This is a genomic window from Paenibacillus thiaminolyticus, from assembly GCF_003591545.1.
Classification (GTDB): domain Bacteria; phylum Bacillota; class Bacilli; order Paenibacillales; family Paenibacillaceae; genus Paenibacillus_B; species Paenibacillus_B thiaminolyticus_A.
In genome coordinates this window covers 1-19,892 of sequence record NZ_QYZD01000037.1, presented here as the reverse complement: position 1 = coordinate 19,892, position 19,892 = coordinate 1, and the positions used below count along the sequence as shown (strand labels likewise).

The window sequence follows — 19,892 nt, the reverse complement described above, 5'->3', positions numbered from 1 at the left end:
GGGATGAATGTCTGCTTTCTGTTCCTCCCTTCCCCTGGCTCGTCGTTCTCGGAACACACGCTTTACGTTCAGCGGCACATATGCGGGTTATGTGGAGGACCCTTTTTAAAATAGAAAAACCTTGAATGATGCAGTATACAGAAGAACTCATAGGTCTGAGTCCTTAAGACCATTATCCCCGTAGCGCAGAAAGTTTCAGTGAGTCCTCATGCTCCCCTGTCTCCTATAAGCACTATCCCTGTAACGCAGGAGGTCGAAAAATTCACAGAGTAGAGTCACAGGCATACATTCCGCATCCCCTCAACGCAGGAGTTCAACTTGCAGCCTTACTTCCACGCTGCTTATGAACGATATCCCCGTCGCGCAGGAGGCCGAAGAATCCGCTCAGCTACAGGCTAATTAAGCGTATCCCTCTAACGCAGGAGAGCAACTTATAACCTTACTTCCACTCTCCTTATGCACGATATCCCCGTGATTCAGAATATTGTAAGAAACTGTTTCTGCTTGGTCTTATACTTCATCGTTCTTACCGACAAGGGAATATGAAACGATCTATTCAAACAAGGCGATTCTGCAGAAGTGATGTAAGGACGACAACGGAATCATGACTGGTGGGGAGATTGAGCATAAGGCATTACGGAGGCAGCATGAACGACGGAGATATTGAACATAAGGAATCGCGGACGCTCCCTGACCAACAGGGATACTGAACATAAGGAGCTACGAAGACTTCATGAACGGCGAGAATATTGAACATAAGGAACCGCTGTGGCTTCCTCGTTCGACCGGAACATAGGGAAGTACAAAGGCTTCTATGGGCGACAGGGATATCGTTAGCAAAGGCGTTGCGGTGGCTTCCATGAACGACGGGGATATCGTGGGTAAGGTGTTGCGGAGACTTTCCTGACCGAGGGGGATATCGTGCGTAAGGCATTGCAGAGACTGCATGAACGACGGGGATATCGTGCGTAAGGTGTTGCGGAGCGTGACTGACGGGGATAGCAAGCATATGGTTGCCGAAGCATCATGCAGCCGCAGAAGCATCTGACCAGCTGGTTGAAATATATGGAAATACGCTTTAACTAGAAAGTAAGGTATCGCTTTGAACAGGCCGAGCCCGAGCCCTTCCCTGCTCATCAACCCGTTAAAAAACAGCCCTGACCAGAGGTCAGGGCTGTTGGGTCGTGCTATTGTACACTATTTATAAATGAAGGGCCCGTCGTGGGCATTTCATTATAATTTAATGACATTAGCAGCTTGTGGACCACGGTTTCCTTCGGAAATTTCGAATTCTACCGCTTGGCCTTCATCCAAGCTCTTGAATCCATCACCTTGGATTGCGGAGTAGTGCACGAATACATCGTCGCCGTCTTCCACTTGAATGAATCCGTAGCCTTTTTCTGCGTTGAACCATTTTACAGTACCTTTCAAAGTCAAAACCTCCTCACATAATCCACCCTTACAGGTGAATAATGTCATTATACTGGAGGCTTATGTGGAACGCAACTTTTTTTTGCCACTTCAATTTGATTTTCGCTCACGGCCTGGGTTATCATGATCGTTACAAGGATGCGACACGAAGGCAGGCGCTGAATGCAAGCCCTGTCCCGGCAACGCAGAAATGAGGTTTTCACAATGATAAAAAAGCATGTCATTTACAAGCATGACAAATGGAACATGATGACGGTAGAAGTGCAGGGCCGTCATATCGTCTTGCGTGAGATATCCGATCAATGGGGAGAAGAGTGCCACAACTTCCTTAGCCGTCCTGCACTGATGCAGTGGGCTGAGCAGCGTTTCCCGAAGGAAAGCTACGCAGGTAAGGAAGAAGAGTGGCAGAGCATTATGGATGCGTTCAAGCAAGTCTAAGCTTGCTTCGCCTCCACGGTATTATATCAGTTCGATGAAGGCAGGTCGCTTATGAATTCGTCTACCAATATTATTTTCATCATTTTGGCATTCTCGCTGGGAGCGATACTTGTATGGAAAAAGGATAGCGTGCCGCCTGCCCTTCGCCGCCCGATGGCTATTGCGGCGCTCCTGTTCCTTGTCTTTGCCTTTTTCCTGGTTGTCTATTCCTTCTGGACCGCCGGCACATAGACCCATCGGCATCCGGAAGAACGTGTTAGACTCTCCCCCTGCCGGCCATACTATGGAAGTATGTTCATCAAGTCACGTTAGACATTGTGAACAGTAACGACAAGTATGAATCCGGAATAATTCAGGGGGGTTTGGATGAATCGGCAACGCATCCTTATTATGCTCATCGTCATCTCAGTATTGGGTTCGACGTTGGTTCCGGCTTCCGCCATTTCCCATCAGGAAACGGTGGCCCGTACAGCCGCGAACCCATCGAAACCGTCCAAAACGCAACAACCATTGAAGAGGAGGATACATATGCAGCAATTGATGAAACGCTCGGAAGTTCCGCAGGAACACCGCTGGAAGCTGCAAGACCTGTTCGGCTCCCGGGCTGAATGGGATAAGGAATACGAACTTGTGCTTCAATTGGTCGAGAAAATGAAGCAATACCACGGCAAGCTTAATCAAGCCACCGCGCTCAAGGCATGCTTTGAGCTGGAAGACGATATTTCCCTACATACGGAACGTTTATATGTGTATGCCAACATGAGCCATCACGAGGATACAGCCGACCCGGTCTATCAGGCGCTGTCCGAGAAAGCGAAGCAGCTGTCCGTGAAAGTCAGCGAAGCGCTCTCCTTCATTACGCCGGAGGTTCTGTCCTTATCCGACGAGGAATTGGATCGCTTGATTGCCGATCCTTCCCTGTCCGCCTATCGCTTCACGCTCGTCGAGATGAAGCGCCAGAAGGCCCATGTGCTGAGCAAAGGCGAAGAAGCGCTGCTAGCCCAGGTCGGCAATATGTCGAAGGCGCCGGAGACGATTTACAGCATGCTGAACAATGCGGACATGAAATTTCCGAAAATCAAAAACGAAAAGGGCGAGGAAGTGGAGTTGACGCATGGCCGTTACGTCCAATTCCTGGAGAGCCGCAACAGTGACGTGCGCCGGGCGGCTTTTGAAGGCGTCTACTCTACATACCGCAAGCAGCGCAACACGATTGCAGCGACGCTAAGCGCCAACGTAACCAAAAACTTGTTCTACGCACGGGCGCGCAAATATCCATCCGCCCTGGAAATGTACCTGTTCGGTGACAATATTCCGAAAGAGGTATACACCAATCTGATCAATACGATTCATAAGCATTTGCCGCTCATGCACCGTTACATGAAGCTGCGCAAGCAACTGCTTCAGGTCGACGAGCTTCATATGTACGATCTGTTCGCTCCGGTGGTCGAAGAGTTCGACATGGACATTACGTTCGACGAAGCGAAAAAGATCGTCAAAGAGAGCTTGAAGCCGCTCGGCGAGAATTATCTGTCCACGCTCCAGGAAGGCTTCGACAACGGGTGGATCGACGTGTACGAGAACGAGGGCAAGCGTACCGGCGCATACAGCTGGGGCGCTTACGGCACCCACCCGTACGTGCTTCTGAATCATAAAGACAATCTGAATAGCATGTTCACGCTCACCCATGAGATGGGCCATGCGCTGCATTCGTATTACTCGGACAACAATCTGCCTTACCGCGACGCGCAGTACACGATCTTCCTTGCGGAAGTGGCATCTACGCTGAACGAGGCGCTGCTGATGGACTACATGCTGAAGAAGACGAACGACAAGAAAGAAAAAATGTATCTGCTCGCCTATTATATCGACCAATTCCGCACGACGGTGTTCCGTCAGACGATGTTCGCCGAGTTCGAATTGCTTATCCACGAGCATGCCGAGAAGGGCGAGGCCCTGACGCCGCAGCTCCTATGCGAAATCTACTATGATCTTAACAAAAAGTATTATGGTGACGATATGGTTGTCGATCAAGACATCGAGATGGAATGGGCTCGTATTCCCCATTTCTATACGAGCTTCTACGTGTACAAATACGCAACCGGCTTCTCGGCGGCGCAAAGCTTCGCGAAGCAGATTCTCGATGAAGGCCAGCCGGCGGTTGACCGCTACCTCGGCTTCCTGAAGAGCGGCGGAAGCGATTATTCGATCAACATCCTCCAAAAAGCCGGTGTTGACATGTCCGCGTCTACACCAATTGTGGAAGGCATGAGCCTGCTGGAATCGCTGATTGAAGAAATGGAAAAGATAGCTGCGGAAAAATAAACAGGACGAATGGCGGGTTCCCTTTGGCGAATCCGCCATTTCCTTTTGCGACTGCCTGCCGAAGATGGCTGAACCCGTTCGACCCCAGGAGCCGGGAGCAAGTGAGAAATCACCTTGTGACCGAAGGAGTCGAATATTATACTGGAAGGTAGATACATAGAAATCATGAGGAGGATGCCTGATGCGCATTCAATGGTCCCTGATAGCAGGGCTTATCTTCGCTTTGATTACCGCCATCTTCGCCGTAATCAACGTGAATCCGGTACAAGTCAATCTGTTGTTCGGCACCTTCGAAGTGCCGCTCATCTTATTGATTCTCGGTTGCACGCTGCTGGGCGCCATCATTGTCGGCTCCTATAGCATCTATTTGCAGTACCGATCGCAGAAGAAAATCCAACAGTTGGAGCAGCAGCTTGCCCAACTGAGGCCGGAGGCGGAAGCAGTGGAAGCGGAAATGCCGCTCTCGCCGCCCAACGAGGAGGTTCAAGGATTTACCGCCGAGGGGCGAAATCAAGAGGACTTGGCATAGCGGCTTGCCTTCGGCAAGCCGTTCCGGCTTAATTTCCAATATCGAGGAGGAATTCGTACGATGAATCAACCACACTCCCTGTCATCCCAGCCGCTGCGCGCTGACATTGATGAGAACTATGTCGCCTCCGTGCTGATGGAATTGCTGAATACTCCGTCTCCGACGGGCTACACCCATCATGTCATGAAGCGGATTGAAGTGGAAGCCACGCAGCTCGGGTACGCCTTCGAATTGACGCGCAAAGGCTGCGGCGTCATTCGCGTTCCCGGCTCGAACCGAGACAGCGGCAAGGTCATCGGCTTGTCCGCTCACGTCGATACGCTGGGCGCCATGGTCCGTTCGGTTCATAGCGACGGCACGCTCCGCCTCACTTCCGTGGGCGGATTCATGATGCAGTCGATGGAGAATGAATACTGCCAAATTCATACCCGCAGCGGCAAAGTCTATACGGGCACGATAATGAGCAATCATCCGTCCGTGCACGTATACTCCGATGCCCGCGACTACCGCCGCGAGGAAGCGAATATGATCGTACGCATCGACGAGCCGGTGCACTCGAAGCAGGATACGGAGCAGCTCGGCATCCGCACCGGGGATTACGTCTCGTTCGACGCCCGCCCGGTACGGCTTCCGAACGGCTATCTCAAATCCCGCCATCTGGATGACAAAGCGAGCGTCTCCGCCCTGTTCGGCATGCTGGAAAGCATGAAGCGCACAGAATGGCAGCCTCTGCATGACACTGTCATCTTTATTACGAATTATGAAGAAATCGGCCATGGCGCTTCGTATATTCCCCAGGAAATAACCGAAATGATCGCCATCGACATGGGGTGCATCGGCGATGATCTCGCCTGCAAGGAAACCGACGTCTCGATCTGTGCCAAAGATTCGTCCGGCCCTTACGACTACATGATGACGGGCCGGCTGATTGCATTGGCTGAACGGGAAGGCATCGACTACGCCGTTGACGTCTATCCGCACTACGGTTCGGACGCATCCGCGGCGCTGCGCGGCGGCAATAATATTCGCGCCGCGCTCATCGGTCCGGGCGTCCATGCATCCCATGCGATGGAGCGCACACATTTGAAGGCCGTGCTGAACACGGCCCGGCTCGCTGCCGCGTATATTACCGAAGCATAAGGAGAAGACAGGGGAGGCGGGCGCTCTCCCCTGTCTTTGTTCGGCAGAGCCCGCCAGTTCGCGAGCGCTGCCGACCGTCGTGAGTACCCCAGCTGGGACAAAAGTAAGCTTCATGAAGGAGGAATTGGGATGAAAGAACAATTCTCTGCCCTGGTCGTCGACCAGACCGCGGACGGCAATGTCCAGGCCGCCGTGCGCGAGCGGACGCTTGGCGATCTGCCGGAAGGCGCCGTGACGATACGCGTCGCCTATTCGGGGGTCAACTTCAAGGATGCCCTCGCCTGCTCGGCGGACGGGCATATCGTCAAAACCTATCCTTTCGTACCGGGCATCGACCTGTCCGGCATCGTCGCGGCCAGCGATGATCCGCGCTTCACGCCGGGACAACGCGTCCTCGTCACCGGATATGAGCTCGGCGTGTCGCATTTCGGCGGACTGAGCGAATATGCGCGCGTTCCCGGCGATTGGATCGTGCCGGTGCCGGAGGCGCTCAGCCTGCGCGATGCGATGGCCTTCGGCACGGCCGGACTGACGGCAGCAATGGCCGTCGAGCGCCTGGAGCGGCACGGCCTGCGCCCTGGCGATGGCCCGGTGCTCGTCACCGGCGCCAGCGGCGGCGTTGGCTCGCTGGCGGTCGCCATGCTGGCGCAGCTTGGCTGCGAGGTCGTCGCAGCCAGCGGCAAGCCGGAGCTAAGCGATGCGCTCCGGCGCCTCGGAGCCGCCAGCGTCGTATCCCGCGACGACTGGCGGCCGGAACGCCCGCGCGCGCTGGACAAGCAGCGCTGGGCCGGCGTCGTGGACGTCTGCGGAGGCGGCATCCTGGCCGCCGCAGTCGCTTCCACGAAGTATGGCGGCGCGGTGGCCGCCACGGGTATGACAGCGGGTGGAGATTGGCCCGCGAGCGTCTTCCCGTTCATCCTGCGGGGGATCACGCTGTACGGCATCGACTCCGTCTATGCGCCGCATGAGCTGCGATTGAAGCTGTGGAGCCGCATGGCCTCCGATTGGCGCGATGCCGTTCACTTCGATGGCTGGGTGCGGGAGCTCCGCCTGGAAGACGTGCCGGCTTATGGGCGGACCATGAGAGAAGGCGGCATTTCCGGCCGGGCCGTCGTCCGGCTGAGCGGAGAAGGGGAATAGAAAAGGAAGCCCGGGCCAATAGTCCGCAATTCTTCTGACAACAGCAACAGACCGAGCGAATCACCCGCTCGGTCTGTTTTCTAATATGCGTGCCATGGCCCGGCCCTCTGCATCCGCATAGGGACTTCGGCTGGCGTCTATGCCCGGCTCTGGGCCCGTTTGTACTGCTCCCACCGTTCGTGCAGCTTTCGGGCCACGTCCTCCAGCGTCTCCGAGAACGCCGCGACGGGAAGATTCACCGTCGACTCGAACATGCCGCGATTGGCGCGAAGAAGCGCACGCTTCAAGGATGGAAGATGGGCCAGCACTCGTTCAGGCTTTTCGACCTTGATACAGGCGCAGAGGCCCCTACCGCGACCGCAAAGCCTTCCTCGGCATTCATGAGGAATATCCCTGCCGCGACGAACAGCGCCGGGCCGAGCAGGATAGGAATCATTTTACGCTTGCCCGGATACAACTCTTCGGATCCGGGATACGAATGCGTCGATTCCAATACACATGACCCCGACACAACCCTGGAGAAGCTTCCGGGTACAAGCCGCTGCCCAAGCGACCCTAGGACGTTTTGTCCGGTAACGAAGCGGAGAAGGTCTGCCTCCCCTTATTTCTGCTTCTCCGCCTCGATCTGTTCCGCCAGCTCGCTCAAATAAGTCCACCGCTCCATCAGCGCTTCAAGCCGCTGCTGGGCCTCGCTTTCTTCCTTCATCAATTCCTGCAGCCGCGCCGAATCGCTGAATGCCAGCTCCATGTCCCGCTGGATCTGCTGAATGCGCTCCTCCGCCTCCATGATGTCGTCTTCAATCCGCTCATATTCGCGTTCTTCCTTGTAAGACATTTTTAATCTCGGCTTCCGGTCCGGCCGTTCCGATTTGCCAGACGAGGCCCCTTCCGCCGGCGTCTGCGCCTTCGGCTTCGGCTCGTCGGCCTCCTTCCCGTGCCGTGATTTCCATTCCATATACTCGCTATAGTTCCCGACATGCTGACGGATAGCGCCCTCTTCGAACGACCAGATCCGTTCAGCGACCCGATCCAGGAAATAGCGATCATGAGAAACCGCGATGACGACGCCCGGGAACTCGTCCAAATAATCTTCCAGCACGGCAAGCGTCTGCACATCCAGATCGTTCGTCGGCTCATCAAGCAGCAGCACATTCGGCGCTTCCATCAGCATGCGAAGCAGCTGCAAGCGCCGCTTCTCGCCCCCGGACAGCTTCCCGATTACAGTCCACTGCATCGCAGGCTCGAACAGGAACCGTTCCAGCATTTGCGCCGCCGTAATCGAATTGCCATCGGCCGTGTGAACCGTCTCGGCCGCTTCGCGGATATATTCGATCACCCGCATCGACTCGTCCATCTCCGCATGCTCCTGGGTGAAGAAGCCGATGCGAACGGTTGGCCCGAGCACGATCGAACCGCCGTCAGGCTCGCGCTCGCCAGCAATGATGCGCAGCAGCGTCGACTTCCCGCTTCCGTTCGGACCGATAATGCCGATACGGTCCTCCGGCACGGCGATATAGCTCAGTCCTTCGAACAGCGGCCGATCCGCCAGTCTGGCCTCGACTTCGTCCAGCTCCATAATTTTTTTCCCGAGGCGGGCGGAGGCTGCCGAGATATCCACTTGCCCGTTCTGCCCCGGCCCCTCCTGCTTCTGCAGTGCCTCGAAGCGCTCGATCCGGGCCTTCTGCTTCGTCGTCCGCGCTCTTGCGCCGCGCCGGATCCAGGCCAGCTCCTGGCGAAGCAGGTTCTGACGCTTATCCTCCGACGCCGCTTCCCGCGCTTCACGGTCTGCCTTGAGCTCCAGGAAGCGCGAATAATTGGCTTCATAGAAGAACGCCCGTCCCCGATCCAGCTCCACGATCCGGTTCGCTACCCTATCCAGGAAATAGCGGTCATGCGTAATCATCAGCAGCGCGCCGCTCCGCTTCTGCAGCATCGTCTCCAGCCAAGTGACCGTGTCGTTGTCGATATGGTTCGTCGGCTCGTCAAGCAGAAGCAGATCCGACGGATGGATCAGGGCTGCAGCAAGAGCGACGCGCTTGCGTTGGCCGCCGGACAAATCCCCCATCTTGGCACCGAATTGATCCAGCCCAAGCCGGGACAGGATCGACTTCGCTTCGCTCTCCAGCTGCCAGGCCTGCAGCCGATCCATATCATCGGTCGCCCGGATGAATGCGGCCTGCGCCGCTTCATCGTCCGGCCGCTGCGCGGCCCGCTCCAGCGCTTCCGTATATACACGCACCGCTGTCATATCGGGAGCATCTCCCCCCAACACCTGATCCAGAATGGTCGCCTCCGGATCGAATTCCGGCTCCTGCGGCACGAAGCGGATTGTAATCCGGCTGCCGGCCAGCACTTTTCCTTGCTCAGGCTGCTCCCAACCCGCTATTGTGCGCAGGAAGGTCGATTTCCCCGTCCCATTGACGCCGATAATGCCGAACCGATCCCCTTCTTCAATGCCGAAGGATACATCCCGGAACAGTATTTTATCGCCATAGCTTTTACCTAGCTCTTCAATCGTCATGATGTGCATCTTGTACTCCCCCATTCACGTCCTATCTGCTTGCCCTGACGCTTCGGCATGCCCCGCATGCCATAGCCAAAGGGGAGAACCGTCGGTTCTCCCCCATTATATCCTCATCGCTGTCCCGAATCCCGGCAGTTGCTGCCGCTTCTAGCGATTCGGCGCTCTCTCTTCACCTTGCGATCCGTTCCCGGCATCCACCCCCGGTGAAGCGGTTCCCGCTGCCGGGCAGCCGTGAATGAACAAATCAGCCACGAAGCGGATGCGCTGCTCCATATCTTGCTCGGTGAACTCGGGGGAGAACAGCATGTCCATCTTCATCATGTCCAGCATCCCCGTATACGACTTCGCATGAAGCACCGGCTCGGGCAGCTCGAAGCGCCGCATCAGTCCTGCCATCGCCTCGATGTAGCGTTGCATGAACTTGCTCAGCGCCTGCATCATATCGGGATCTTTGTTCGGTGACTTGAAGAACAGATTCGTATACTGCCTCCGTCTAAAATAATAGCGCAGATGATGATCCGCAGCGAAGCGCAGCCCGTCCTCCAGCGAACCGGCCTGGCTCAAGCCGTAATCGAGCTCGCGCAAATATTGTTCAAAATCACGGACCGACATGGCCGTGAACAATTCTTCTTTGCTTTTGAAATAAATATAAATCGTTCCTTTGGCAATGCCGGCCTTCTCGGCGATATCCGACATCTTCGTCTCATAGAAGCCATTGGCACCGAAAAGCTCATAGGCCGCATCCAATATCAGATGCAGTTTGTCGCTTTGCCCGTAACTCATCGGCACACCTCCTTCCAATCTGACGCAAGCCTTGCAATCCCGGCTGCTGATACGAATATATCACGAGATCGGCAAGTTGTCGATTTGACTCCCGGGTGCCATGTGGCGGCTTAGCCTCCGGACAGCAACCAGATGAGACAGGAGATGGCCGCGCCGGCGCAGGAACAGAGCAGATTCACCCGATCATTATTGAGCCAGCGGTAGCCGCGAACGAGCTTCGTTGCGCTTCCGCAATGCGAGGTCCGTTCCGTGTCCGTTCCGCACTGCGGGCAGCGGTAGCCTGCCTGCAAGGTCGCGCCCAGCAGGGAGTCGAGCAGTGCCCCGGCCAAGCCGCCCAGCGTCCCGGCGAACAGCAGAACGGTCAGGGCGCGGAAGGACGTCTCCAGCCCGGTCTGCAACGGATCAAGCAGCAGGAAGACGGCCGCGGCCACCCCGATAACGAAGGCCCCCGCCGCCGACGCCGTCGTGCCAAGCAGAGATACACCGCCGGACGTTCCCGGGGGGACGATTCGCCCGGTCACGATCGATCGCGGCGGGCGGCGGCTCAGACTGCCGATCTCGGTCGCCCATGTATCGGCGTTCACCGAGGCCATCGCCCCGACGAAGAGGGCGACCCAAGCGGGATGGGGCGCGATAATATAGGCAAGACAGAGGAGCAGGCCCAAGCCTCCATTGGCGAAGACTTGTCCTGCATCCCGAGTCCCTGACTTTTCATAATTATCCTCGAAACGCCCCTTCGCTTTCTTCTTCCACTTGGACCATAGCGTCGACGTCACAAAAAAAGTAAGCAGCAATCCGAACCAGATCAGCGCGCCGCTGCCGCAATAGATCGTCCCCATCACGATGGCCGCTGCGGCGCCGGATCCGGTTAACGACTTCTTCCACCATGCGGCCCCGGCCACCAGCAGGCTCCCCAGCAGCCCGATAATCCAGGGACCCCAGCTCGTATGCCATCCGATAGCTTCCTGTATCAATCGAATTCCTCCTAGCCCACCGGTCAATTCTGCGCCGCGATGACGCAGGAGCCCAGCAGTTCTCCGTCCCAGCTTAATTCCAGGCGATCCCCCGCCTGTACCGGGCCTACCCCTGCCGGCGTTCCCGTGAAGAGGAGATCCCCTTCTCCGAGCCCATAATGGCGGGCCGTATATTCGATCAGCGTATCGAGAGAGAACAGCATCTCCTCCGCACGTCCCTCCTGCACGAGACGGCCGTTGTTATGCATCGCGAAGATCGTCCGTTCCAGCGTCTCCGTGCCCGGAAAAGGCAGAAAACGGGTGACCGGGGCCGAGTTCAGCACGCCCTTGGCCGCCAGCCAAGGATGGCCCTTCTGCTTCAGGATGTCCTGTACGTCGCGCAGCGTGAAATCAATGCCGAGACCAAAGGCGTCGACTGCTTCCCCAGCCGTCATGCCCGGCTCGACCCGGCGTCCGATGCGAAGCACCAGTTCCACTTCATGATGGACCGCCCCGCGGTCGAGCGGGAGCGGCAGCATCGTATCCGTCTCCATCGTTATCACCGCATGGGAAGGCTTCAAAAACACCATCGGCTGCTCGGGAACCGCATTGCCCAATTCAGCCGCATGCAGCCGATAGTTCCGCCCGATGCAATATACATTGCGCACCTGGCGCCCATCGCTCATCATTCCTCTATGATTGCTCATCCTTCATCTCTCCCCCTGGATCTATGGATAGCCGGCCATCCGGCGGCTCACTTCTTCACATGCGTCACGCGTCCCTCCGCGTCGATGGACACCTGTTCCGATATGCTCTCCACGCGCTGCAGCACCGCCTGTCCCGCTTCCCCTTCTAGCGGAACGGGCTGCCCCAGTTCGGTATAGAACGGAACGACGGCTAGCTCGCATTGGCCCTGCTTCGTGCATTCCGCCTGCAAAATGGCTGTCTCCCACGTCACGGGCTGGACGGCCCGCGTAAAAATAAAGTTCCCCAGACTATATGCGATCCATTTGCCCTTGTACTGCTCCAGGCCTTGCAGGACGTGGGGATGTCCTCCCACGATCAGGTCGGCGCCCGCATCAATATACAGGTGAGCAAGCTCCCGTTGGTAGTCCTCCGGGAAGTCCACCTTCTCCTTGCCCCAATGCGCAATGACCACGACGAGATCCGCCTGCTCCTTCGCCCTCGCGACCGCTTCCGCCGCCTTCTCCTTCATCCCGTCATAAGTTGTCGCAAGCCCCGGCTTATTCTTGCCCGCATACCAGCTTACTTCCGGAACGACGCGCGTGAACCCAAGGAAGGCGAGCTTGATGCCTTGGCTCTCCAACAGTACCGGAGTGAAGGCTTCCTCCGCATCATGCCCCGCTCCGACGTAAGGAAGATGAACGTCCTGCAACGCGGCGAACGTATCCAGCAGCCCCTCTTCCCCTTGATCCATCGAATGGTTGTTGGCCAGGCTGACAAGGTCAATGCCCGCATCGCTCATCGCCTGTGCCGTCCGCGGCGATGACTTGTAGACGAATTCCTTGTCCTGCGCCGGGACTCCCCGCACGGTCAGCGGCGTCTCCAGATTGACGGCGGCGATATCCGCTTCCTGGAACCAACGCTTGGCGTGTACAAAAGGAAAGTCGTATCCATGCTCCTTCACGACATCCTCCACGCGTCCGGCCGTCATCACGTCGCCGGCGAAGGCAAGACGAACGCGCGGCTCCTCCTCTGGCCCGCTCCTCGGAAGAGACGCATCCTGATCGGGATGCTCCGTACCCGCTCCCGCCTCTTGGCCGTCGGCACCGCCGGGGGATGAACCGTCTGGCCCATCCGCCTGTTGGCCGGGCAGCCCGCTCGCCGGCTTCTCCGGCGCTGCCGCTTCCCCTCCGGAGGAGGCCGCCGGCGGCTGCGGACCTTCCGCTTGTTCGCCGGGCAGCCATCCCTGCTGCCAACCAGCGTAGGCCGTTCCGGCGACGGTGGCCGCCAGCACGATATTCAGGACAAGCAGCGGGCGGCGCCGTCTCCTTCGCACGTGCCCTTCGCGTTCCTTCCGCGATTGTCTCAATGTTCCGCTCCTTCCGCCCGATTTTTGCAAATATGTTTCATTATAACGCGTTCCCGCCCTTTTTTTCCAATCGAACCATGAAGGACAAATAACGCAACCATAGTCCTGGAGACGGCCGTCAGGCTCGCTCTCATCAATCCGCTTAACCGCGAACAGCCCTCCTGCCCACGACTCAGCCGATATCCTTGCCCTCAGACCGAAGCGTAACCTCGCTCCATAACCACGCCAAAAAGCCGCGCATTCGCGCGGCTCCCCTATTGAAATCTGTCTATTCCCGCTGATCCGGCAGATCCGGTTACCCCGCCGTTCCAGTGGCGGCATCTTCGGCTGGCGCCTCTGTATCCGTACTCATGGCCTGCATCGCGCTAAGCGCCGCTTCCGCCGCATCGCGGCCGCTGCGAACGCAATCGGGCATGCCGACCCCTTCGTACGGCTGTCCGGCCAGGAACACGCCTGGCAGTGCCCGCCCCACCTCGTCCCTCAGCGAGCGGATCTCCTGCACATGGCCGACCGGATACTGGGGCATCGAGTGGCGAAGGCGCGTAATCTCAACGAACTCCGGGTCGATATCGATATCAAGCAGCTCCCGCAGCTCGCTGCGCACCGTGCGCTTGAGCGCCTCGTCCGGCCAGTCCACCCGTTCCTCGTCGCCGGCCCGGCCAATGTAGCAGCGGATGATAAGCTTGTCTCCGCGGCTCGTATGCGGCCACTTCACCGAGGTCCACGTGCAGGCCGTAATCGCCCGGCCTTCCCGGCGCGAGATGACGAACCCTGTGCCGTCGAACTGATTCTTGACCTGCTTGCGGTCGAACACGCTAACGACGTTCGCGACCGATACATGACGGATCGCCTTCAAGGCGCTGGCGTCGACATGCTCCTCCAGCAAAGCACCCGCATGATACGAAGGCGTCGTCACGATGACGGCATCCGCCTGCAGCCTGCTCCCGTCGCTCAATCGCACCAGATACGTTCCGTCCTCCCGCTTCTCGAATCCTTCCGCGCCGATGCCAAGGCGCAATTCGGCCCGGTCCCGCAGCGTCTCCTCCAGCCGTTCGACGAGCGAGGTCAAGCCGTTGCGGAATGTCAGGAACATCGTTCCTTTGGCGACATCCGGCAGCCCCGGTACCGATTGGCCTGCTTGGCGGCTCGCCTTCATTCCGCGTATCAGGCCTCCGTGCTTCCGCTCCACCTGCGCGAACTGCGGGAAGGTGGCCTGCAGGCTCAGCGCCTGCAAATCTCCGGCATAAATACCGGCAAGCAGCGGCTCGGCAATATGCTCTGTCACTTCGCGTCCGAGACGTCTGTCCAGGAACGCGCCGACGGATTCATCTTCATCCGCCGGACGCGGCTTGATGAACAGATCCATAGCCGCGCGCAGCTTCCCCCACGGGGAGATGAGCCCGGTTTTCGCGAACGGCCCCAGCTCCGTCGGGATGCCCAGCACGAGGCCGGGCGGCATCCGGTACAGCTTGCCCCGGCGCAATATATATGTTTTTTTGGCATGCGGATTCGTTGCGACCAATTCAGAATCCATTCCGAGGTCGCGCGCCAAATCGATCATCGGCAGCTTCCGGGCGAGGAAGGAGTCCGGTCCTTTCTCAATGACACACCCTTCCTTACGCAGGGTCTGAATCTTCCCGCCGAGACGGTCCGATTGCTCTATGATGGTAACGGAAATGGGCTGCCCCTCTTCATCCGCCTGCTTCAGCGCATAGAACGCCGCGCTCAATCCCGTAATTCCTCCACCGATAACGACAAGTTTCCGCAGAGCTTTCATGTTGTTACCTTCTTTCTAGTTACTCACTTCCGATATCGCCTTCATCGTAACGTCGGCCAATGTCGCCATATACTTCGGATCATCGTTCAGCATACGAGTCCGCTTGAAGCGGATGCCCAGGCGCTCGGCCTCCTGAACCGCCTCGATATCGAGATCATACAGCACTTCCAGATGATCGGATACGAATCCGATCGGCGCCGACAGCACCCAGCGGATGCCTTCCTGCTGAACCGCGGCGAGCGTGTCCAAAATATCCGGCCCCAGCCAAGGCGTTGCCGTCCGGCCCGCGCTTTGCCAGGTGAATCTCCACTGCCCTTCCTTCAGCCCGCAGCGATCGGCTATCGCGGCCGATGTCGCGTTCAATTCATCCACATACGGATCATTCATCTCCAGGATGCGCGCGGGCAGGCTGTGGGCGCTGAACAGCACCTGGATCTCATCCCGCTCCGCCCCTTCGGCGACGAAGGCGTCCAGCCGCTCATTCACCCGCTCGGTCAACGCATCCAGCAGCTCGGGATTTAGATGGTAGCTGTTGACGCAGCGAAGCTCGATCCCGTGCTTGGCCGCCGCTTCCTTCGCCCGCGAATTATAGCCGCCTACGCTCATCGCGGAATAATGCGGCGCCAGCACGACGGACACGGCTTCCTTGATACCGTCATCGGCCATCGCCGCGACGCCGTCCTCGATATACGGCTGCGCATGCTTCAAGCCTTGGTAGCACACATACTGAACTCCCGTGCCTTCGGTACGGCGGTTCAGCGTCTCCTGCAGCGCTTCAACTTGGCGGTTCGTATGCTCCCGCAGCGGGAACACGCCCCCGACAATCGCTTCATACCGGTCTGTCAGTTCCTTCAACTGCTCCTCGGAAGGCGGATTGCCCCGCCGGATATGCGTGTAATATGGCTCGATTTCTTCGAGGCTGCGGGGTGTTCCGTAGGACATCACCAGCACGCCGATTTTACGCTTGGACACTCGCTGTTCCTCCATTCCGACTCGTTCTCGCGTTACATCCTGTTTCTTATTTCTTCGCCAGCAATCGGCTGGAATATTCATGCACGAACTCGGTCAGCCGCTGCAATTTGTCCAGCGAAGCTTCCGGGAACAGCCCGTGGCCGAGATTGAAAATGTAGCCCGGCTCCTGAATTCCCTGCTCTACGATATGGGCGGCTTCCCGCTCGATGACGCTCAGCGGCCCGGTCAACACATAAGGGTCCAGATTGCCCTGCACGGCGAACCGGCCGTTCAGCCGGCGGCGTCCTTCCGTTACGGACACCCGCCAGTCCAAGCCAATCACATCCGCCTTCAGCTCATGGAGAGTCGGAAGCAATTCGCCGGAGCTGACGCCCGGGAAATATATTTTCGGAACGTCCAGCTCGGACAGCTCCGCAAAAATGCGCGTCATCGTCGGCAGCACGTACCGTTCGAAATCGCGCGGAGACAAGGAGCCAACCCAGCTGTCGAACAATTGGAACGCTTTGGCTCCGTTCGCCACTTGGGAACGAACATAGGCAATCACCATATCTCCCAGCTTGTTCATCAAGGCATACCATACTTCCGGAGTCTCATACATCATCGTCTTTGTAAGGATATAATTTTTAGAAGGACGGCCTTCGATCAAATAGCTCGCAATCGTGAACGGAGAGCCCGCGAACGTGATGAGCGGAACCTTCAGCTCCCTGTCAAGGATGCGAATCGTCTCCAGAATATGGCCCAGATCGCCTTCCGGATCGACCGGTGTCAGGCGCTCGACATCAGCCGCGCTTCGTATCGGATTGTGAATGACCGGCCCCACATTGGCCACGATATCGAAATCGATGCCCATCGAAGCGACCGGATTCATAATATCGGAATAGAGAATAGCTGCATCCACGCCTAGCTTGCGGACGGGCATCATCGTCACTTCGGCGGCCAGCTCCGGCTGGCGGCATATTTCAAGCAGACTATATTTCTCTTTAATCTTGCGATAGTCGGGATCATAACGCCCGGCCTGCCGCATGTACCATACTGGCACACGGTCTACTTGTTCCTGTCGACACGCTTTCAGAAAACGATCATTATAAGTCATTCATATACCCCGCTTTGACGGTATTGTGCTTATAGACAAATCGTCCGTTTTGGACACGCACTTTTTTATAGCTACCGCTTCCATTATGCCCCTTTTCTAGGCTTCTCACAACCTCGCCGTTCCGGGTAGCTATGACAATCTGTTGACAAAAAACGTTCGTATATGATGATTTTTCGACAATTTGCCCGCATAAAACTATGAAATGACCAGAAATTGCATAACCTATTCTGACTTGCTGCCAACTGCATCCATATCCCTGCTTTCATATGACAATTGATATATATATGTATGGTATAATAATACCCGTTGCTGAACATTGTACGGACCGTGACAGAAAGTGGTGAACATCTTATGCAGCAATGGAAACTGAATCTGATTATTCTCTGGTTTGGATCATTTCTGGTCATGTCGGGCATGACCATGGTTACGCCGTTCTTGGCGCTGTATTTGCAACATGATATCGGATTGAGCGATCCGCATCAAATTGCAATTTGGACGGGACTTATCTTTGCGGCGAATTTTTTGACCTCATTTATTTTTCAGCCAATCTGGGGCAAGTTCGCGGATAAGTATGGCCGCAAAGTCATGATTATCCGTTCCGGCTTAGGTATGGCGATCGTGACGGTATTAATGGGCTTCGCGCAGACGCCGGTGCATCTGCTGCTGCTTCGTCTGCTGAACGGAACGATCTCGGGCTTCAACCCGGCCGCAGTCGCACTTGTATCGTCGACAACGCCGCGGGAACGGACCGGCTTCGCAATGGGCATACTGCAGTCCGGCGTCGTCGCAGGGACGATTCTCGGGCCGCTTATCGGCGGGGGGCTCGCGGACTGGGTCGGCTATCGGCCGATTTTCTATATTACCGGAACACTGCTGTTCCTGGCCACGATGCTGACGCTGTTCATGGTGAAGGAGCCGTTCGACCGCGAGAAAGCGGCGGAAGAGCCGCAAATCTCGGTTCTCGCCGGCTTCAAACAGCTATCTGGCATTCCGCAGCTGCTGTCTCTGTTCGCGGTAACCTTTCTGCTGCAATTCGCCATGCTTAGCCCAATGTCGCTGCTGCCGCTATATGTACAGGACCTTCATGGCTCGACGCAAAATCTGGCGTTTCTCGCCGGGCTCGTCACCGCAGTCACCGGCGTGTCCAACATGATCTGTTCCCCGATACTGGGGAAAATGAGCGACCAGTACGGCTCCCACCGGATTTTGACCGTATGTCTGATCGGCGCTGCGCTAACCTTGATTCCGCAGGCCTTCGTCGGCACCGTATGGCAGCTGCTCGTCGTCCGCTTCTTGCTCGGAATATTTATGGGCGGCCTGCTCCCATCCGTCAATGCGCTGATACGGAAGTATACGCCGGACGGCATGGAGAGCCGCGCCTACAGCTTCAATACGAGCACGCTCGCGCTCGGCAATATGATCGGACCCATATTCGGCGGAGCGGTGTCCGGAATTATCGGCATTCAAGGCATTTTTATCATTTCCGGCATTTTGCTGCTCGTCAACACGGCATGGGCCCGTTACTCCTTATATGGGAGAAAAAGAACGAGTCATCGGCATACGTAATGCCTTCAGCACGCCATGTCGCCTTGCTTAACAACGTGGCTGGCAGAATTATTTTTTTGCAAAAGGGCTTGATCTGAAAAGCATTTCATCCGCTACAGTATGAAGAGAGCCGCCATCAGCCGGCGTTACCTGACAACATCGTTGGGGCGTTACGGCAGGCGGCTTTCTTTATTTTATTTATCGCCGCGTGGGTTCGATTCAAAAAAATTATCGGCAGCTTCTCCCTGTTTGGATCTCCGCTTTCGTGCGTATATATCCAATAAGAGGGGAGATTGTAAAACATGGTGAACCAATGGACAGCGCGTACCTTGACGACCATGCTGTGCTTCGTCTTGCTCTGGACCGCGGTGGCTGTGCTGGGGCCGACCGAGGCGGAGGCTAAGCCGAGTTATCCGGCATTCGACAAAGTGTCGACCGTAGGTCAGGTCATTCCGGGATTAAACGCCAAAAATGAATGGGTGCCTCAAGGACTGGCGGTCATACCGGGGAAAAATTGGGGCATCGTCTCGCATTATTCGGGGAAATCCAGCAGTCAGGCAAGCGCCATCTCGATTACCGACACGAAGACCAAAAAGCGGATAAAGACGCTCTACCTGTACGAGAGCGCCAACAAGAAGCATACCGGACATGTCGGGGGCGTTGCAGCCAGCGCCAAATACATATGGATCGCATCCGGCAAAAGCGTATACCAAATTCCCGTCAGCACGGTCTCCGGCAAAAAGGATTATAGCAATGTCATCATGAAAAACTACAGTCAATCCTGCGGCCGCAACAACGACAGCACCCTGCTCGTATATACGCGCGAAGCCTCGGGCAAGCAGGTCAGCTCCTTGAAAATGCCTCCGATGTCCGAAGGCATCTCCCAGACGGGAAGCAGCCTCTATGTGCTCTTCGAATCCGGCGCGCGCAAATACGCAGACGGGAAATACCCGCTTAAAAATATGTACATCATCAACATAAAGAAGCTGAAGCTGTAGCGGGTATCCAACAACAACAGCCCCTCCTCCGATCAGCGAAGACCGGATGAAGGGGCTGCTTAGATAGGACACCTCCGCGCTCCTTTGTGCCACTATCCCATTCCGTCAGACCGGATGCGTCCACGAGCCTTTGCGACACTATCCCATTCCGTCAGACTAGATGCGTACAAGCGCCTTTGTGCCACTATCCC

At 56.8% G+C, this 19,892-nt stretch carries 18 protein-coding genes; 8 read left to right on the top strand and 10 right to left on the bottom strand.

Annotation, left to right across the window (positions count from 1 at the left end; translation table 11 throughout):
- Positions 1 to 1,233: 1,233 nt before the first annotated feature.
- Positions 1,234 to 1,479 carry a cold shock domain-containing protein gene (locus DQX05_RS25455; RefSeq protein WP_006287735.1) on the bottom strand — a complete coding sequence of 82 codons (246 nt, stop codon included), beginning with the start codon at positions 1,477 to 1,479 and terminating at the stop codon, positions 1,234 to 1,236.
- Between the two features lie 156 nt (positions 1,480 to 1,635).
- Here DQX05_RS25455 and DQX05_RS25450 point away from each other — a divergent pair, with 156 nt between their 5' ends.
- The 6 genes from DQX05_RS25450 to DQX05_RS25425 all read left to right on the top strand — a co-directional run bounded on the left by DQX05_RS25450 (position 1,636) and on the right by DQX05_RS25425 (position 7,003).
- A complete protein-coding gene (locus DQX05_RS25450; protein ID WP_119796144.1) occupies positions 1,636 to 1,869 on the top strand; it encodes a hypothetical protein in 234 nt (77 codons plus the stop codon).
- A 51-nt stretch (positions 1,870 to 1,920) separates the two neighbouring features.
- A complete protein-coding gene (locus DQX05_RS25445) occupies positions 1,921 to 2,100 on the top strand; it encodes a hypothetical protein (RefSeq protein ID WP_087445321.1) in 180 nt (59 codons plus the stop codon).
- 297 nt (positions 2,101 to 2,397) lie between these two features.
- Complete coding sequence (pepF, locus tag DQX05_RS25440) at positions 2,398 to 4,194, top strand: oligoendopeptidase F (RefSeq protein ID WP_182914901.1); 1,797 nt, start codon at positions 2,398 to 2,400, stop codon at positions 4,192 to 4,194.
- A gap of 181 nt (positions 4,195 to 4,375) precedes the next feature.
- Positions 4,376 to 4,723: a LapA family protein gene (locus DQX05_RS25435; protein ID WP_119796142.1), complete on the top strand. Its 348-nt coding sequence runs from the start codon at positions 4,376 to 4,378 to the stop codon at positions 4,721 to 4,723.
- A gap of 60 nt (positions 4,724 to 4,783) precedes the next feature.
- Entirely contained in the window at positions 4,784 to 5,863 is a 1,080-nt protein-coding gene (locus tag DQX05_RS25430) for a M42 family metallopeptidase (protein WP_119796141.1), read from the top strand.
- 129 nt (positions 5,864 to 5,992) lie between these two features.
- Complete coding sequence (locus DQX05_RS25425; protein ID WP_119796140.1) at positions 5,993 to 7,003, top strand: oxidoreductase; 1,011 nt, start codon at positions 5,993 to 5,995, stop codon at positions 7,001 to 7,003.
- A gap of 137 nt (positions 7,004 to 7,140) precedes the next feature.
- On the opposite strand, the gene DQX05_RS31125 is transcribed toward DQX05_RS25425, so the two are convergent.
- The 9 genes from DQX05_RS31125 to hemE all read right to left on the bottom strand — a co-directional run bounded on the left by DQX05_RS31125 (position 7,141) and on the right by hemE (position 17,158).
- The gene (locus DQX05_RS31125) at positions 7,141 to 7,311 is read right to left on the bottom strand and encodes a hypothetical protein (protein WP_220483276.1); all 171 of its coding nucleotides are present in this window, start codon (positions 7,309 to 7,311) and stop codon (positions 7,141 to 7,143) included.
- A gap of 293 nt (positions 7,312 to 7,604) precedes the next feature.
- A complete protein-coding gene (locus DQX05_RS25415) occupies positions 7,605 to 9,533 on the bottom strand; it encodes an ABC-F family ATP-binding cassette domain-containing protein (RefSeq protein WP_119796138.1) in 1,929 nt (642 codons plus the stop codon).
- A 141-nt stretch (positions 9,534 to 9,674) separates the two neighbouring features.
- On the bottom strand, positions 9,675 to 10,310 hold the full coding sequence (locus DQX05_RS25410) for a TetR/AcrR family transcriptional regulator (RefSeq protein ID WP_119796137.1): 636 nt from the start codon (positions 10,308 to 10,310) through the stop codon (positions 9,675 to 9,677).
- Positions 10,311 to 10,420: 110 nt separating this feature from the next.
- Positions 10,421 to 11,284, bottom strand: a complete 864-nt coding sequence (locus DQX05_RS25405; protein WP_119796136.1) for a DUF92 domain-containing protein — start codon at positions 11,282 to 11,284, stop codon at positions 10,421 to 10,423.
- A gap of 23 nt (positions 11,285 to 11,307) precedes the next feature.
- On the bottom strand, positions 11,308 to 11,970 hold the full coding sequence (locus DQX05_RS25400; RefSeq protein ID WP_259392227.1) for a fumarylacetoacetate hydrolase family protein: 663 nt from the start codon (positions 11,968 to 11,970) through the stop codon (positions 11,308 to 11,310).
- Positions 11,971 to 12,017: 47 nt separating this feature from the next.
- On the bottom strand, positions 12,018 to 13,316 hold the full coding sequence (locus DQX05_RS25395; RefSeq protein WP_259392226.1) for a CapA family protein: 1,299 nt from the start codon (positions 13,314 to 13,316) through the stop codon (positions 12,018 to 12,020).
- Between the two features lie 295 nt (positions 13,317 to 13,611).
- Entirely contained in the window at positions 13,612 to 15,093 is a 1,482-nt protein-coding gene (gene hemG, locus DQX05_RS25390; RefSeq protein WP_119796135.1) for a protoporphyrinogen oxidase, read from the bottom strand.
- Positions 15,094 to 15,108: 15 nt separating this feature from the next.
- Positions 15,109 to 16,080, bottom strand: coding sequence for a ferrochelatase (hemH, locus tag DQX05_RS25385; RefSeq protein ID WP_119796134.1), 972 nt, complete (start codon positions 16,078 to 16,080; stop codon positions 15,109 to 15,111).
- 31 nt (positions 16,081 to 16,111) lie between these two features.
- The gene (gene hemE / locus DQX05_RS25380) at positions 16,112 to 17,158 is read right to left on the bottom strand and encodes a uroporphyrinogen decarboxylase (protein ID WP_119796133.1); all 1,047 of its coding nucleotides are present in this window, start codon (positions 17,156 to 17,158) and stop codon (positions 16,112 to 16,114) included.
- A gap of 351 nt (positions 17,159 to 17,509) precedes the next feature.
- On the opposite strand from hemE, the gene DQX05_RS25375 reads away from it, so the two are divergent.
- The gene (locus DQX05_RS25375; RefSeq protein WP_119796132.1) at positions 17,510 to 18,724 is read left to right on the top strand and encodes an MFS transporter; all 1,215 of its coding nucleotides are present in this window, start codon (positions 17,510 to 17,512) and stop codon (positions 18,722 to 18,724) included.
- A 281-nt stretch (positions 18,725 to 19,005) separates the two neighbouring features.
- Positions 19,006 to 19,701 (top strand): hypothetical protein, encoded by a 696-nt coding sequence (locus tag DQX05_RS25370; protein ID WP_259392225.1) that lies wholly within the window; start codon positions 19,006 to 19,008, stop codon positions 19,699 to 19,701.
- The last annotated feature ends 191 nt before the right edge of the window (positions 19,702 to 19,892 follow it).